At 44.1% G+C, this 15,988-nt stretch carries 14 protein-coding genes and 3 pseudogenes; 16 read left to right on the forward strand and 1 reads right to left on the reverse strand.

What is annotated here, in order from left to right; translation table 11 throughout:
* On the forward strand, positions 1-636 hold a 636-nt coding region (locus tag STRDD13_RS00210), incomplete at its 5' end, for an MmcQ/YjbR family DNA-binding protein (protein WP_197457128.1).
* Positions 637-742: 106 nt separating this feature from the next.
* On the opposite strand, the gene STRDD13_RS00215 is transcribed toward STRDD13_RS00210, so the two are convergent.
* A complete protein-coding gene (locus STRDD13_RS00215) occupies positions 743-1,384 on the reverse strand; it encodes a hypothetical protein (protein ID WP_067100276.1) in 642 nt (213 codons plus the stop codon).
* Positions 1,385-1,557: 173 nt separating this feature from the next.
* Here STRDD13_RS00215 and asnA point away from each other — a divergent pair, with 173 nt between their 5' ends.
* From asnA to STRDD13_RS00280, 15 genes and pseudogenes are all read left to right on the forward strand, one after another.
* Positions 1,558-2,550 carry an aspartate--ammonia ligase gene (gene asnA / locus STRDD13_RS00220; protein ID WP_067100279.1) on the forward strand — a complete coding sequence of 331 codons (993 nt, stop codon included), beginning with the start codon at positions 1,558-1,560 and terminating at the stop codon, positions 2,548-2,550.
* A 182-nt stretch (positions 2,551-2,732) separates the two neighbouring features.
* Positions 2,733-4,583 carry a translational GTPase TypA gene (typA, locus tag STRDD13_RS00225; RefSeq protein ID WP_067100288.1) on the forward strand — a complete coding sequence of 617 codons (1,851 nt, stop codon included), beginning with the start codon at positions 2,733-2,735 and terminating at the stop codon, positions 4,581-4,583.
* Between the two features lie 39 nt (positions 4,584-4,622).
* Positions 4,623-4,904 carry a DUF3165 family protein gene (locus STRDD13_RS00230; protein ID WP_082781148.1) on the forward strand — a complete coding sequence of 94 codons (282 nt, stop codon included), beginning with the start codon at positions 4,623-4,625 and terminating at the stop codon, positions 4,902-4,904.
* 178 nt (positions 4,905-5,082) lie between these two features.
* Positions 5,083-6,438 (forward strand): UDP-N-acetylmuramoyl-L-alanine--D-glutamate ligase, encoded by a 1,356-nt coding sequence (murD, locus tag STRDD13_RS00235; RefSeq protein ID WP_067100294.1) that lies wholly within the window; start codon positions 5,083-5,085, stop codon positions 6,436-6,438.
* Between the two features lies 1 nt (position 6,439).
* On the forward strand, positions 6,440-7,543 hold the full coding sequence (locus tag STRDD13_RS00240; protein ID WP_067100298.1) for a UDP-N-acetylglucosamine--N-acetylmuramyl-(pentapeptide) pyrophosphoryl-undecaprenol N-acetylglucosamine transferase: 1,104 nt from the start codon (positions 6,440-6,442) through the stop codon (positions 7,541-7,543).
* Positions 7,527-8,633, forward strand: coding sequence for a cell division protein FtsQ/DivIB (locus tag STRDD13_RS00245; protein ID WP_067100301.1), 1,107 nt, complete (start codon positions 7,527-7,529; stop codon positions 8,631-8,633). The genes STRDD13_RS00240 and STRDD13_RS00245 overlap by 17 nt, the downstream gene beginning before the upstream one ends.
* A gap of 140 nt (positions 8,634-8,773) precedes the next feature.
* Positions 8,774-9,950: pseudogene (gene ftsA, locus STRDD13_RS00250) on the forward strand (cell division protein FtsA); the annotation flags it as partial.
* Positions 9,926-10,171 carry a hypothetical protein gene (locus STRDD13_RS08910; protein ID WP_443031064.1) on the forward strand — a complete coding sequence of 82 codons (246 nt, stop codon included), beginning with the start codon at positions 9,926-9,928 and terminating at the stop codon, positions 10,169-10,171. The pseudogene ftsA and the gene STRDD13_RS08910, both read left to right, overlap by 25 nt.
* An 18-nt stretch (positions 10,172-10,189) precedes the next feature.
* A pseudogene (gene ftsZ / locus STRDD13_RS00255) lies at positions 10,190-11,161 on the forward strand (cell division protein FtsZ); the annotation flags it as partial.
* A 117-nt stretch (positions 11,162-11,278) separates the two neighbouring features.
* A pseudogene (locus tag STRDD13_RS08915) lies at positions 11,279-11,428 on the forward strand (cell division protein FtsZ); the annotation flags it as partial.
* Position 11,429: 1 nt separating this feature from the next.
* A complete protein-coding gene (locus tag STRDD13_RS00260) occupies positions 11,430-12,101 on the forward strand; it encodes a YggS family pyridoxal phosphate-dependent enzyme (RefSeq protein ID WP_067100310.1) in 672 nt (223 codons plus the stop codon).
* A gap of 14 nt (positions 12,102-12,115) precedes the next feature.
* Positions 12,116-12,775, forward strand: coding sequence for a cell division protein SepF (locus tag STRDD13_RS00265; protein WP_067100313.1), 660 nt, complete (start codon positions 12,116-12,118; stop codon positions 12,773-12,775).
* A gap of 32 nt (positions 12,776-12,807) precedes the next feature.
* Complete coding sequence (locus STRDD13_RS00270; protein WP_067100316.1) at positions 12,808-13,596, forward strand: YlmH family RNA-binding protein; 789 nt, start codon at positions 12,808-12,810, stop codon at positions 13,594-13,596.
* 54 nt (positions 13,597-13,650) lie between these two features.
* Positions 13,651-14,436, forward strand: coding sequence for a DivIVA domain-containing protein (locus STRDD13_RS00275; protein WP_067100319.1), 786 nt, complete (start codon positions 13,651-13,653; stop codon positions 14,434-14,436).
* A gap of 242 nt (positions 14,437-14,678) precedes the next feature.
* Positions 14,679-15,988 (forward strand): class I tRNA ligase family protein (locus tag STRDD13_RS00280; RefSeq protein ID WP_156471258.1); only part of this gene is annotated, 1,310 nt, incomplete at its 3' end.

Raw genomic sequence — 15,988 nt, forward strand, 5'->3', positions numbered from 1 at the left:
GGCAAGAAATGGTATGCTCTCGTTATGAGAATTCCGCGACGAAGATTGGAAATAGGAAATGAAAACTGGAATCAAGAGGCCTTAGACCAAGTGGTCGAAGTGCTCAATATCAAGGTTGACCCTCGTCGCCTTCCTTTCCTGCTAGAACTACCGGATATCTATCCTGCTTACCACATGAATAAGAAGCATTGGGTTAGTTTAGTCTTGGATGGGAGGGTAGACGACTCGTTCTTGTATCAGTTGGTAGAGGATAGTCGCAACCTCTGTCAGCCAGGCGAGCAACTATCCGATCTTCAGCCAAATTATTGGATAATCCCAGCGAATCCAAGTCATTTTGATGTTGCGAAGGCTTTTGCTGAGCATCCTGTCCTGGAGTGGCATAGGAAAAATAAGATGGAAATAGGAGATGGCGTCGGGATTTATATGACAGCTCCGATTCAGAGTATGCTGTATTTTTGCAGGGTGGAGCAGGTATTAGAGGGGGCTATGATCCTTCGGCTGCAACGAGAGTTTTCACCTGAAATATTTTCGATAGACCGTCTACAGCAAATGGGGATCCGCTCCGTTCGGGGTCCAAGAGGGATGACAGGAGATTTGGTTCGAAAACTCGAAGAGATCCTTCGTTTGGAAAAGTAGATTTAGCTGGAGAATCCATATCCGTAAAGAAACGGCTTTCTGAACAAGCAATAATGTAAAACACCCACTAGAATCATTTCGGATCCTAGTGGGTGTTGTTTTTAAATTAACTGCGTGAAAGGGCGTAGCCAAAACTATGAATGTTGGTCAAGTCAAAATGTTCGTTTGTTTCAGGAGCAATCCAATTGATGGGGATGAGTTGAGCATTTTCGATTTTAAAACCAAAGGCTACCTTATAGCCAGCTTCGCCTAACCCAGTGGTTCCAGGCAAGAAGGCATTGTAATCGCCTGAATAGCTAGTGATAAAATAGGTGCCATTGCCAACAAATTCGATGCTATTGATAATCGCTCGCCATTCAGATTGGGTCCCATCTTGATACCGAGCGCTTGTCGTGACGAGTCCATTGCCTGCGATGGTAATCGTGACCGCATCAGCCAGCGGGTTACTGCCGCTCCATTGTCCGACTAAGTCTGTTGGAATATAATTTGTCTCGGTGATATTGACAGAACTTTCTACAGTGCTTTCGGTGGAAGGTTTTGTCGAGTCCTCTGCTGTCGCGCTTGAAGGAGCAGTGCTAGAAGATGACATGCTCGTTGATGTGGCTTCTACTGTAGAAGATGCTAGACTAGACTCTTTCGGCTGAGAGTTGTTCGTATTTCTTGTGGATGTCTCGCTACAAGCTGAAAGCCCAAAAAGGGCTAGAAGCAAGTAGGTCCAGGATGTACAAATTGATTTTAGGATTCTCATTCATATACCTCTTTACTGGTTATTATACCGACTTAAGCTTGCTAAATCAAGTTGCGTAAAGAAATTGTAATCTAGTTTTAAAATGTTAAATTATCAGAAAATTTAATCATGCGCTTTACTTCCTCCTGAAAAAAGTTATAATAGTATCTAACGATGGAAAGGGAGGATAAAGGATGAAGAAAAGTTTTATACACCAACAGGAAGAAATTTCATTTGTCAAAAATACCTTCACCCAGTATTTGAAAGATAAACTGGAGATTGTCGAGGTTCAAGGTCCGATTTTGAGCCGAGTGGGCGATGGGATGCAGGATAATTTATCAGGGGTTGAAAATGCGGTGTCCGTCCATGTGAAGTTGATTCCTGAGGCGACATTTGAGGTAGTGCATTCCTTGGCTAAGTGGAAGCGACATACTCTGGCTCGTTTTGGTTTTAATGAAGGAGAAGGGTTGTTTGTCCATATGAAAGCCTTGCGACCTGATGAAGACTCGCTGGACCCAATTCACTCCGTCTATGTGGATCAGTGGGATTGGGAAAAGGTTATCCCAAATGGACGTCGAAATCTTTCTTATCTGAAGGAAACAGTCGAGCAAATTTATAAGGCAATTCGTTTGACAGAGCTTGCGGTAGAAGCGCGATATGATATCGAGGCGGTGTTGCCCAAGAAAATTACCTTTGTCCATACCGAGGAATTGGTCGAACGTTTTCCGGATTTGACTTCAAAAGAAAGGGAAAATGCCATTGCAAAAGAATACGGTGCAGTCTTTCTTATTGGAATTGGTGGAGAGCTAGTAGATGGCAAACCGCACGATGGACGGGCGCCAGACTATGATGACTGGACGACTCCTACAGAAAATGGCTACAAGGGACTAAATGGCGATATTTTGGTCTGGAATGAGCAACTAGGAGCTGCGTTTGAGTTGTCTTCCATGGGAATCCGGGTAGACGAAGACGCGCTTAAGCGTCAGGTTGCCATTACGGGAGACCAAGACCGGCTTGAGATGGACTGGCATAAAGCCTTATTAAATGGTCTGTTTCCTTTGACGATTGGAGGAGGGATTGGACAATCTCGTCTTTCTATGTTCCTACTGCGCAAAAAGCATATCGGAGAGGTACAGTCTAGCGTTTGGCCAAAAGCGGTGCGAGACGACTTTGAGAATATTCTTTAATGGAAAGTAGTGATGAAATTGATTTGAGTCATCAGCTAGTGAGAGATTGGGATTTCCAGTCTCTTTTTCAGTTGGTCGATTGAAAGAGAATGAAAACATTTACACTTAGTGGAGGTCAGCTATTTTTAGCAAAATATGATATAATGCAAAGGTTGAAATAAAGTAGAAAAAGGACCCAAGACATGACCAATGTAAGAAATGATATCCGTAACGTTGCGATTATTGCGCACGTCGACCACGGAAAAACGACCCTAGTGGATGAACTCTTGAAACAATCTCATACACTTGATGCGCGCAAGGAGTTGGAAGAGCGTGCGATGGATTCCAACGATCTGGAAAAAGAACGTGGAATTACCATCCTGGCAAAAAATACAGCTGTTGCCTATAATGATACCCGCATTAACATCATGGATACCCCAGGGCACGCGGACTTCGGAGGAGAAGTTGAGCGGATCATGAAGATGGTGGACGGAGTTGTCCTTGTCGTCGATGCCTACGAAGGAACCATGCCACAGACTCGTTTCGTGTTGAAAAAAGCCTTGGAACAAGATTTGATCCCAATTGTAGTGGTTAACAAAATCGACAAGCCGTCTGCCCGACCAGCTGAAGTCGTAGACGAAGTGCTGGAACTCTTCATCGAGTTGGGTGCTGACGATGACCAATTGGACTTCCCAGTGGTTTATGCTTCGGCGATTAATGGAACCTCTTCTTTGTCGGACAATCCAGCAGACCAAGAAGCGACCATGGCGCCTATCTTTGACACCATTATTGATCATATTCCAGCACCTGTTGATAACTCTGACGAACCCCTGCAGTTCCAAGTGTCTCTTTTGGACTACAATGACTTCGTTGGCCGTATCGGGATCGGTCGTGTCTTCCGTGGAACGGTTAAGGTCGGAGACCAAGTGACTCTTTCCAAATTAGATGGCACGACTAAAAACTTCCGTGTCACCAAGCTCTTTGGTTTCTTTGGTCTGGAACGTCGTGAAATCCAAGAAGCAAAAGCAGGTGACTTGATTGCCATTTCTGGTATGGAGGATATCTTTGTCGGAGAAACAATCACACCGACGGATGCGGTAGAACCATTACCAATTCTTCATATCGATGAGCCTACCCTTCAAATGACTTTCTTGGCGAATAACTCGCCATTTGCAGGTCGCGAAGGAAAACACGTGACGTCTCGTAAGGTAGAAGAACGTCTCTTGGCTGAATTGCAGACAGATGTTTCGCTCCGGGTTGAAGCGACGGATTCTCCAGATAAGTGGACCGTTTCAGGTCGTGGAGAACTTCACTTGTCTATCTTGATTGAAACCATGCGTCGGGAAGGTTATGAGCTCCAAGTATCCCGTCCAGAAGTAATCATCAAAGAAGTCGATGGTGTCAAATGCGAACCTTTTGAGCGGGTACAAATTGATACACCTGAAGAATACCAAGGTTCGATCATCCAAGCCTTGTCTGAACGTAAAGGGGACATGCTGGATATGCAAATGGTCGGAAATGGCCAAACACGTCTGGTCTTCCTTGTTCCTGCCCGTGGCTTGATTGGTTTCTCAACAGAATTCTTGTCTATGACCCGTGGGTACGGGATTATGAATCATACCTTTGACCAATACCTACCGGTTGTACCGGGAGAAATTGGCGGTCGCCACCGTGGTGCCCTTGTATCCATCGACCAAGGGAAAGCAACAACTTACTCCATCATGCGGATTGAAGAACGTGGAACTATCTTTGTCAATCCAGGTACGGAAGTCTATGAAGGGATGATTATCGGAGAAAATGCCCGTGAAAACGACCTTGGAGTCAACATCACAACGGCTAAGCAAATGACCAACGTCCGGTCTGCGACCAAGGACCAAACAGCGGTCATCAAAACACCACGCATCCTGACCTTGGAAGAGTCTTTGGAATTCCTCAATGACGACGAGTATATGGAAGTGACTCCTGAATCGATTCGTTTGCGGAAGCAAATCTTGAACAAGGCGGAACGCGATAAAGCAAACAAACGGAAGAAGAAAGCAACAGAAGAAAACTAAGCTGAAATGGGCTAGACTGACGTTGATGAGGTTCATGGCATGTTTTATCTAATCCTGTGCGTCATGCTTGTTGTTTTCTATCTTTTTGCAGCTCCTCCAACTGTCAAAAACACGATGAATTTAGTATTTGTAGCTTTTTTTGTCGTAGCAGTGTTGGGGCTAGCAACACTTCTTGTTTTAGGAGTTCTTCGAATATCCGTAGATTTTTGGGTCTGTCTCTTTTTGTTCCTAGTAGGGATTGCAGCCGTACGAGACCTCCATCGAATGGAAAAAGGACCACGAAAATCAAGAAAGCAAAAGCAACCAGTCACACACAGCTAGCCCGTTAGGGGTTAGCTGTTTTTTTCTGTTTCTGCTTCTTTCAAACGGGTATGGAAGATTTTGTTGGGAGTGTTTGAAGGAAAATCTGAAAGACTGACGAATGGATTTCCTTCTTCTGGAACTTGAAAAAGGGCTAGAATCAAGGTAAAATAGAGAGATAGAAAGATAGGATAATGAAATGAAAAAGATGACGGATTTCGAAAATAAAAAGGTCCTCGTATTAGGATTAGCAAAGTCAGGAGAAGCGGCCGCGCGTCTCTTGGATCGCTTGGGAGCTATTGTGACCATCAATGACGGAAAACCATTTGAAGATAATCCAATGGCCCAAGAACTTCTAGAGGATGGGATACGCGTGATTTGTGGCAGTCATCCGCTGGAATTACTGGACGAGGAGTTTGCCCTAATGGTGAAAAATCCGGGAATACGCTATGATAACCCGATGGTAGAAAAAGCTATAACTAAGGGGATTCCCGTCTGGACGGAAGTGGAGTTGGCGTATCTAATTTCGGAAGCACCGATTATCGGTATTACGGGATCAAATGGAAAAACGACCACAACTTCCATGATTGCAGCAGTCCTCAATCAAGCAGGACAATCTGCTCAATTATGTGGGAATATCGGATTTCCAGCTTCTTCCATCGCTCAAGATGCCAAGGAAGAAGATACCCTAGTAATGGAACTTTCTTCCTTCCAATTAATGGGGGTAGATGCTTTTCATCCGCATATTGCTGTGATCACCAATCTTATGCCTACGCATCTGGACTATCATGGGGATTTTGACGCTTATGTTGCGGCAAAATGGAACCTGCAAAACCGAATGACAGCCAGGGACTATCTGGTTCTCAATTTCAATCAAGATTTGGGGCGTGAGTTGGCGAAAAACACGCAAGCTAAGGTCATTCCATTTGCAACAGGTCAAAAGGTAGATGGAGCCTATAGTTTAGATGGAAAACTGTACTTCAAAGAAGAGTATGTTATGGAGGCGAATCAGATTGGTGTCCCTGGAAGCCATAACGTAGAAAATGCCCTTGCGACCATTGCAGTCGCAAAACTACAAGGGGTTGCGAATGACGCCATTCGACAGGCCTTAATTCAGTTTGAAGGAGTGAAACACCGCCTTCAATTTCTCACGAAAATCTCGGGTGTTTCTTTCTATAATGATAGTAAATCGACCAATATTTTAGCAACTCAAAAAGCCTTGTCTGGCTTTGACAATCCGCATGTGATTTTGATCGCGGGTGGCTTGGACCGAGGCAATAGCTTTGATGAATTAATCCCGGATATTCGAGGCTTGAAGAGGATGGTCCTCTTAGGGGAGTCTGCCCCTAAAGTGGCGCAAGCAGCAAAGTCGGCAGAGGTTCCTTATGATACCGTTTCGGGAGTTGCAGAGGCAGTTCGAGTTGCTTTTGAAAGTGCTGAAGAAGGAGATGTCGTCTTATTTAGTCCTGCAAACGCAAGTTGGGATATGTTTAAAAATTTTGAAGAGCGTGGCGAACGTTTCATTGAAGCGGTAAATACGCTTAGAGGTTTTTAAGATGTCAAAGAAAACAAAGAAAAAAATTGTCTTTACAGGTGGTGGGACAGTCGGCCATGTCACCTTAAATTTACTTTTAATTCCTCGTTTTATAGAAGAAGGTTGGGAAGTCCACTATATTGGAGATAAAAAGGGAATCGAGTATAAGGAATTAACACGCACAGGTCTTCCAATTCGTTTCCATGGAATTGCGACAGGGAAATTACGGCGCTATTTTTCATGGCAAAATCTCTTGGATCTCTTTAAAGTTGGTTTCGGGACTCTTCAGTCGCTCGCAATTTTGTTAAGAAACCGACCGCAGATTCTTTTTTCTAAGGGAGGATTCGTATCTGTTCCGCCAGTAGTGGCGGCACGGTGTTTAGGAATCCCAGTCTATATCCATGAATCGGATCTTTCCATGGGGTTGGCCAATCGGATAGCCTATAAATTTGCGACCAAAATGTATACTACCTTTGAACAGCCCAAAGGGTTGGTCAAGGCTCAGCATGTTGGGGCTATTACCAAGGTAAAAGCAGATGAAAAGGAGACCCATCACGTTCCACAGGAGGTTCTAGACGTCTTTGATAAGGAACTTCCGACTGTGCTTTTTGTCGGTGGATCTGCTGGAGCGAAGGTTTTTAATGACTTTGTAACAAACCACAAGGAAATCTTGAGCCAGCACTTTAATATCATCAACCTCTCAGGAAATGAGTCGCTTAATGAACTCTCTCCTCGTCTCTACCGAGTAGACTATGTGACGGATCTGTATCAACCTCTCATGAATTTAGCAGATGTGGTCGTGACGCGAGGAGGGTCCAATACGATTTTTGAATTAGTAGCACTGCAGAAATTGCACTTGATCGTGCCACTAGGGACAAATGCCAGTCGTGGGGATCAAATAGAAAACGCACAGTACTTTGAAGAACGGCACTATGCTAAACAATTGGCAGAAGATAAACTTACCTACGAACGATTCGTGAAAGAAGTCAAGAGCCTTCTAGATGAAAAGGACTCCTACCAAGAGTCTATGAAACATTCGACGGAAATTCAGACACCGGATGATTTTTACGCCCAATTGCTATCGGATATCGCAGGAAAGGAGGTGGGAAATGGATCAAGAACATGACAAAGAGTTGACAGAAGAACAAGGTCAAGAAGAATTCCAACCGACTAACCCAGCTCCTGACCAAGAAGAAGGAGTAGACACAGCGGATCCGGAAGAACAAAGCGACCAGACAAAATCAGCCGAGGATTCAGAAACTTCCACAGAGAATCCTGGAAATGAAGTCGTTGAAACGGAAGACAATCAGGAAACAGATGATCTCAGTGAGTTTTTTCAAACCTGGCGAAAACGTCATGATGAGTTTCTCAATCGCTCAATAAACGAAGAAACAGAGGAGTTGGAAGTTGAAGAAGTTCCAGCCTTGAAACGAAAAGGTCGTTTTCGGATGTGGCGAAGAAGGGAGACAGAATCTGGTCAGGAAACGGAAGAAAAACGACAGGCTCGCAAAAGAAAATGGGACCGCAGTATAGATGAATACCTCAAAATGACTCTTGTGACCTTAGTTTTTCTGAGCGGTGGTCTGCTCTCGATCTACTTCCTTAGTCCTTTGAGCAAGCAAAAAGTATTCACAGTACAGGGAAATCAACAGGTCACACTGGCCGAGTTGGGACAGGCTAGCCAAGTGAAGGCAGAGGATTATGCCCTTTCTACCTTGGTGGATCGTCACAACATTGAACGGAATATCGTAGAACATTCTCCGTGGGTGGAATCTGCAACCATCAGCTATCAATTCCCAAATCGATTTGAGATAAAAGTCGTTGAGTATGTTGGGGTTGGATATGTCAAAAATGGACAGGAATATCATCAACTCTTATCGAGTGGATCGGTATTATCTACCAAAACGGTAGCCAAACAGTTGCCAGAGACCTATACCGAAATTGATATTCGAGATTCAGCGATTTTACCGGTCTTAGGGAAGGAGCTAGGAAAACTATCCCCAGAACTCCGTCAAAAGATTTCTACTATAAAGTTGACACCAAGTAAAGCGACGGCCAACCTCTTAACATTTGAGATGACAGACGGAAATCGGGTCCTTATCCCAGCTAGTGAGATTGAGAAAAAAATGGCATATTACAACCGAATTGCCCAGCAATTGGAGGTTCCAAGTGTCATCGATATGGAAATTGGAATTTTTAGTTATGCTATTTCGTAAATCCTCTGAAATATTTTGATAAAATGGGCTTTTCTTGCCCATTTTTTTGCTTTCTATGATATAATACTGATTGAATAGCCTCATTCTATATGGGATAAGGTGATTTTGTCAACGATTGGAAGATAGAGAGGACTGATAGGATGGCTAGAGATGGTTTCTTTACTGGCTTAGACATCGGAACAAGCTCCATAAAGGTGCTTGTAGCGGAATATATAAACGGTGAAATGAACGTGATCGGCGTTAGCAATGTAAAAAGCGCTGGTGTAAAAGATGGGATCATTATCAATATTGAAGTGGCGGCAGGAGCTATTCGGACGGCGATTGCCCAAGCAGAAGAAAAAGCAGGGATCAAGATTGATCGAGTGAATGTAGGATTACCTGCCAATTTATTGCAAATTGAGCCCACTCAAGGGATGATACCGGTCACGACGGATTCTCAAGAAATTACAAGTGCAGACGTAGAAAATGTAGTCAAGTCTGCATTGACAAAGAGCATGACTCCTGAACGGGAAGTAATTTCCTTTGTCCCACAAGAATTTATCGTAGATGGTTTTCAAGGAATCAAAGATCCACGTGGAATGATGGGAATTCGGTTAGAAATGCGTGGTCTCTTATACACAGGACCTCGAACCATTCTACACAACCTTCGCCGGACAGTTGAGACAGCTGGTGTCCAAGTAGAACATATTGTCATCTCCCCATTGGCTTTGACGCGCTCTGTTTTAAATGAAGGTGAAAAAGAATTTGGTGCGACCGTTGTAGATCTTGGAGGAGGTCAAACCACTGTTGCAGTCATGCGGGATCAAGAATTGCAATACACCAATGTCTACCAAGAAGGTGGCGATTACATTACCAAAGACATTTCAAAGGTATTGACTACTTCCCAAAGTATTGCTGAAAATCTTAAATTTAATTACGGAATTGCCTATCCACAAGATGCTTCTGAAAAAGAGAAAATCTCTGTAGAAGTAATTGGAGAGCAGTCACCCGTTGAAGTGACCGAACGCTACCTTTCAGAAGTGATTGCAGCACGTTTGCGCCAGGTGTTTGGGAAGATCCGTCAGGACTTGGAAAGAACTCGGGCATTTGACTTACCAGGCGGCGTTGTCCTGGTTGGTGGTGTGGCAGTCTTACCAGGTATTACAGAGTTAGCTCAAGAAGTGTTTGGTGTGAATACGAAGCTCTACGTTCCAAATCAAATCGGGATTCGCAACCCGGCTTTCGCTCACGTGATTAGTCTGGTAGAATACGTTGGCGAATTGGATGAAGTGGAAATTCTTGCCCAGTCAGCCGTGAATGGAGAAACCAGTTTGCGTCAACGGGCGATTAGTGTTCCCGAACGAGTACAAAAAACGAATTCCACTCCAACTTTTTCACCATCAGAGCCTGAGGAATACGTCGAAGAAGAGCCTACTAGTTCTTTAGAACCAGCTCATTCATATACGGCATATGATGAATCAGTTGAGACAGAAAACCATCACGAACGGGAACGGATGACAGATCGAATCCGGGACTATTTTGGAAAATGGTTTGAATAAGGAAAAAGGTGATGAACTATGACATTTTCATTTGAAGCAGCGGCAGCAACAGGCGCTGTCATTAAGGTAATTGGTGTAGGTGGTGGCGGAGGTAATGCCATTAACCGCATGATCGAAGAAGGGTTAACTGGTGTTGAATTTATCGCAGCCAATACAGATGTACAAGCCCTCAGTAGCTCTAAGGCAGAAACAGTAATCCAGTTAGGACCTAAGTTAACACGTGGTCTTGGTGCTGGAGGACAGCCCGAAGTTGGCCGTAAGGCAGCTGAAGAAAGCGAAGAGGCGTTGACAACAGCTCTTACTGGTGCAGACATGGTCTTCATTACTGCCGGTATGGGTGGAGGATCTGGTACAGGTGCCGCTCCAGTCATTGCCCACATTGCAAAAAGTCTTGGAGCTTTGACAGTTGCAGTTGTTACGCGTCCATTTGGCTTTGAAGGGACAAAACGTAGCACTTATGCCATTGATGGTATCGATAACCTTCGCCAAGAAGTCGACACCTTGTTGATTATCTCTAACAACAATTTGTTAGAAGTGGTCGATAAGAAAACTCCTTTATTGGAAGCTCTCAGTGAAGCGGACAATGTACTTCGTCAAGGGGTGCAAGGAATTACAGACTTGATCACGCATCCAGGATTAATCAATCTTGACTTTGCTGATGTGAAGACGGTAATGGCTGAAAAAGGAAACGCGTTGATGGGAATCGGTATCGGTTCAGGCGAAGATCGGATTATCGAAGCAGCGCGCAAAGCAATTTACTCACCATTGTTAGAAACGACTATTGACGGTGCTGAGGATGTGATTGTGAACGTGACAGGTGGGTTAGATATGACCTTGACAGAAGCGGAAGAAGCATCTGAAATCGTTAGTCAAGCAGCTGGTCAAGGGGTGAATATCTGGCTAGGAACATCTATCGATGATAGTATGCGCGACGAGATTCGTGTTACTGTGGTTGCGACAGGTGTTCGTCAAGATGCTGTGGAGCGTGTCGCACGACCAAGTCGTCCTGAGATTGCAGCAGCAACTCCTCGGACGCAACAGCGTTTTGATGCGGGCTTAGAAGCAAGTACTCCAAGCCGTTCGACCTCGACTGCTTATAGTGAATCCCCACGTCAGTCAGCTTTTGGAGAATGGGATTTGAGACGTGAGTCCATTGTGAATCCACCGGCAGAACCTGCATCTAATCTTTCCGTTGAACGCTTCAATGTGGAAGAAGACGATGAATTAGATACGCCACCTTTTTTCAGAAATCGGTAAGATGAATCTAGTAGAAAATAAGGCTCGGGTTTATGAAGAAGTTGAACAAGCTTCACTGCAAGCGGGCCGTTCCAAACAATCAGTTCATATCATAGCTGTCACCAAATATGTTGACAGCTCTATTACTAATGAGCTAATTGAGACAGGTGTGAAAGCCATTGGTGAAAATCGGGTGGATCGCTTCTTGGAAAAGTACCAGGAGTTGAACCATCATTCGTTAGAATGGCATTTTATCGGGACCCTTCAAAGGAGAAAGGTAAAGGATGTCATTAATTATGTAGATTATTTCCACGCCCTGGATTCTGTCAAATTAGCCCAAGAAATTCAGAAGAGAGCTGAACACCCTATTCGCTGCTTTTTAGAAGTGAATATTTCGGGTGAAGCTTCAAAACATGGCTTTTCTCCTGATGAGATAGATAGCATTCTGGAACAATTGGCCCCTTTAGATAAGGTTGAACTTGTTGGAATAATGACGATGGCTCCGTTTGAAGCAGATGATGAAGAATTAGCTCGCATCTTTTCTGAAGCAAAACGACTGCAGCTGGATTTAGCAAGTCGACAACTGCCACATATGCCCTTTACAGAATTGAGTATGGGCATGTCGCGTGATTTTCCAATAGCGATTGCGAATGGGGCAACGTATGTTCGTATCGGAACAGCATTTTTTAAGTAAGGAACAAAGATAGAATGGCATTAAAAGACCGTTTTAAAAGTTTCATCAGTTATTTTGAGATTGATGATGATGACGATTATGAAGAGGTGGATAAGCCTTATCAACTGACAAATGATCGCACGACGACGTCCAGTCGTCCACAAAGGGAGAGCGGACAGAAGCCTGTTCAAGATGTTCCTCGTTCTTCTCAAGGAAGCCGAGAAAGAGGGCACAGTCACGATTCGTCACTGGAGCAACGTCGCCCCTTGACTCGTTCTCAAGCCTCATCTTCACCTTCGAACTTGAGTCGTTCCGAACGATTAAATGAGCATCCGTCCACTATCCAACGCTTGCATGAACGGCAACAAGAATTGATGACGACTTCTGTGAAGTCCACAATCGACATTAAATTCCCTCGACAATATGATGATGCTCGGGAAATTGTGAATCTCCTGATTGATAATATCAGTGTATTGATTGATTTCCAATACATGACTGAAGCACAAGCGAGACGGTGTTTGGACTATTTAGATGGAGCCCGCTCCGTCTTAGCTGGCAACCTGAAGAAGGTGTCGAATACGATGTGGTTGTTGGCCCCTGTGAATGTGGTCGTTAATATCGAGGACTTAAAATCAGCAAGGTCAAACTCATTTGAGGGAGGCGACTATGATTTTGATATGCCTCATCGTCCCTAATCACTAAAAAGACGGTAAAGGGATTTTGATACGTGGAGACGATTTTACAGCATTATTCTTCGGAAGAAAGAGAGTTCGTCGAAAAGGGCATGGATCTCTGTCGTCAAGTTCAAGAATCCTACACTTATCGATTGACACCATTTTTAAATCCTAGGCAACGCGCGATATTGCAAGATCTCGCCAACCATTACGCACTTCAGTTATTTTCAAGTGAAATGTTGCTGGAAACGGAGTATGCAAGAGTCCTTCTGGCTCCGGATTACTATGTTTTGGATACAGCAGATTTTGAAATAGCCTTTCTAAATCTACTATATCCAACCAAATTTTACCGATTGACCCATGCCCAGATAATGGGAACCTTGCTTCATCATCTCGGTGTGAAAAGAGAGGTCTTGGGGGATATATTGGTTGATGACACGGATATATTGGTCTGTCTGGATAGGAAGTTTCTGCCTTTAGTCAAAGAACAGGTACAAAAAATTGCTCGTGTCCCAGTGCAATGGAGAGAAGTTGAAGAAGTAAATTGGGAGAAGAAGCAGGGGCGTCAAGGAGAATTACTTTCTCTATTGTTTCCTAGTTTGCGGTTAGATAACCTGATTGCTGTAACCTTTCGACTACCTCGTTCGACGGCCGTAAAATTGATTCAATCGGGGCGAGTGAAGTGTAACTACTCGACGCTTCAGCAACCTTCAGCTATGGTTGGAATAGGCCAATTGATCAGTGTTAGAGGATACGGAAGGATTCGGCTCATTGGACAAAACGGCCTCAGTAAACGGGGAAAACTCAAAGTTGACCTAGAGGTTATTCGAAAGAAAAGTTAAGGACGTTTGGTGAGATACTAGACGGATTAGATAAGATAGGTGGGAGGACGTGCGATGGCACTGACAACATTAGAATTAAAAGATAAAACATTTGGAACGAAGCGGTTTCGTGGATATGATCCTGAAGAAGTAGATGAATTTTTGGACATTGTCACACGGGATTACGAAGAATTGATTCGGAAGAACCATGACTTGGAAACTGAAATCAAATCCTTGAATGACCGCTTGTCTTATTTTGACGACATGAAAGAATCCTTGTCAAAATCAGTGATTTTGGCACAAGATACAGCAGAAAAAGTTAAAATTGCTGCTGAAAATCAATCTGCAAATGTCGTGAAAGAAGCAGAGATGAAAGCCCAAACCTTGGTTGATGAGGCAAAAGAAAAAGCCAACGAACTCTTACGCAGTGCAACTGACAACGCTAAACGAGTGGCTGTGGAAACCGAGGAGTTGAAAAATAAATCCCGTATTTTCCATCAGCGCTTGAAGTCAGCTATTGAAAGCCAGCTAACTTTGGTAAATGCACCAGAGTGGGATGAGATTCTTCGACCAACGGCGACTTATATCCAAACCAGCGATGAAGCCTTCCGTGAAGTATTGGAGAAGGTCTTGGGAAGCGATACTAGTTCAAGTGTTGATGAAGAAGATTTGGGTATGACAAGACAATTGACAGCTGAAGAAATTGCTGAATTGACTCGTCAAGCTGCAGAAATGGAAGTAGAACAACGTCAAGCGTTAGAAGAAGATGAGCTTCCAACGATTCAGTATTCCGATGAATCAGAGACGGATGTAGAGGACCTGGTGGACTTCAATCCTGAAGAATTAAACGACAAAAATTAAGGCAAAAACACAGAGCATCAGTGATATTCCCAGCGAGTAGGAGACGGTGTGAGTCCTACAATCCCTCACTAATGATCGATCATTTTGTGAAAATTTTTCCTGAAAAGAGTAAGGAAAAACGTGCTCTCACGTTACGAGAAAAGAGGGATAGGGGAAACCCTATCTAAATGAAGGTGGTACCACGAGCAATCGTCCTTTTGAGGATGCTCGTGTTTTTTTATGAAAATAAAGAAGGAGACAGAATGAAACTCAAAGAAACCCTCAATCTGGGGAAAACAGCCTTTCCCATGCGTGCAGGCCTTCCTACTAAAGAGCCTCTTTGGCAACAAGAATGGGAAGAAGCAAAACTCTACCAACGCCGTCAAGAATTAAATGAAGGAAAACCGCATTTTACGCTTCATGATGGCCCTCCCTATGCAAATGGGAATATCCACGTTGGTCATGCCATGAACAAGATTTCAAAAGATATCATTGTTCGTTCCAAATCTATGTCTGGCTTTTATGCTCCATATATCCCGGGATGGGATACCCATGGTCTTCCAATCGAGCAAGTTTTGGCCAAACAAGGGGTTAAACGCAAAGAAATGGACCTGGTAGAGTACCTAAAACTCTGTCGCGAGTATGCTCTTTCTCAAGTGGACAAACAACGCGAAGACTTTAAACGCTTGGGGGTTTCTGGTGACTGGGAAAATCCATATGTAACCCTGACTCCTGACTATGAAGCAGCCCAAATTCGTGTCTTTGGCGAAATGGCCAACAAAGGCTATATCTACCGTGGAGCAAAACCAGTCTACTGGTCTTGGTCTTCTGAGTCTGCGCTAGCTGAAGCGGAAATTGAGTACCATGACTTGCTTTCAACCTCCCTATACTATGCTAACCGCGTCAAAGACGGGAAAGGTGTGCTAGATACAGATACTTACATTGTTGTCTGGACGACAACACCATTTACCATTACAGCGTCTCGTGGGTTGACGGTTGGTGCAGAAATTGAGTATGTCTTGGTGCAACCAGCTGGTGAAGCTCGTAAGTTCGTGGTTGCGTCAGAACTATTGACTAGCTTGTCTGAGAAATTTGGTTGGGCAGATGTGCAAGTACTTGCCACCTACCGGGGTCAAGAACTCAACCACATCGTAACAGCCCACCCATGGGATACAGCAGTAGATGAACTTGTTATCCTTGGTGATCACGTTACGACTGACTCTGGTACAGGGATTGTCCATACGGCTCCTGGTTTTGGTGAGGATGACTACAATGTCGGGATCGCAAATGGTCTAGAAGTGACTGTGACTGTCAATGAACGGGGAATCATGATGGACAATGCAGGTCCTGAATTTGCAGGCCAGTTCTATGATAAGGTTGTCCCAACGGTCATTGAAAAACTGGGTGATTTGCTCCTTGCTCAAGAAGAAATCTCTCACTCCTACCCATTTGACTGGCGGACGAAAAAACCAATCATCTGGCGGGCGGTTCCACAGTGGTTTGCCTCTGTATCGAAATTCCGCCAAGAAATCTTGGATGAAATCGAAAAAGTGAAGTTCCACTCCGAATGGGG

Origin of the sequence: Streptococcus sp. DD13 (genome assembly GCF_001578875.1) — a bacterium.
In the GTDB taxonomy this organism is placed as follows: domain Bacteria; phylum Bacillota; class Bacilli; order Lactobacillales; family Streptococcaceae; genus Streptococcus.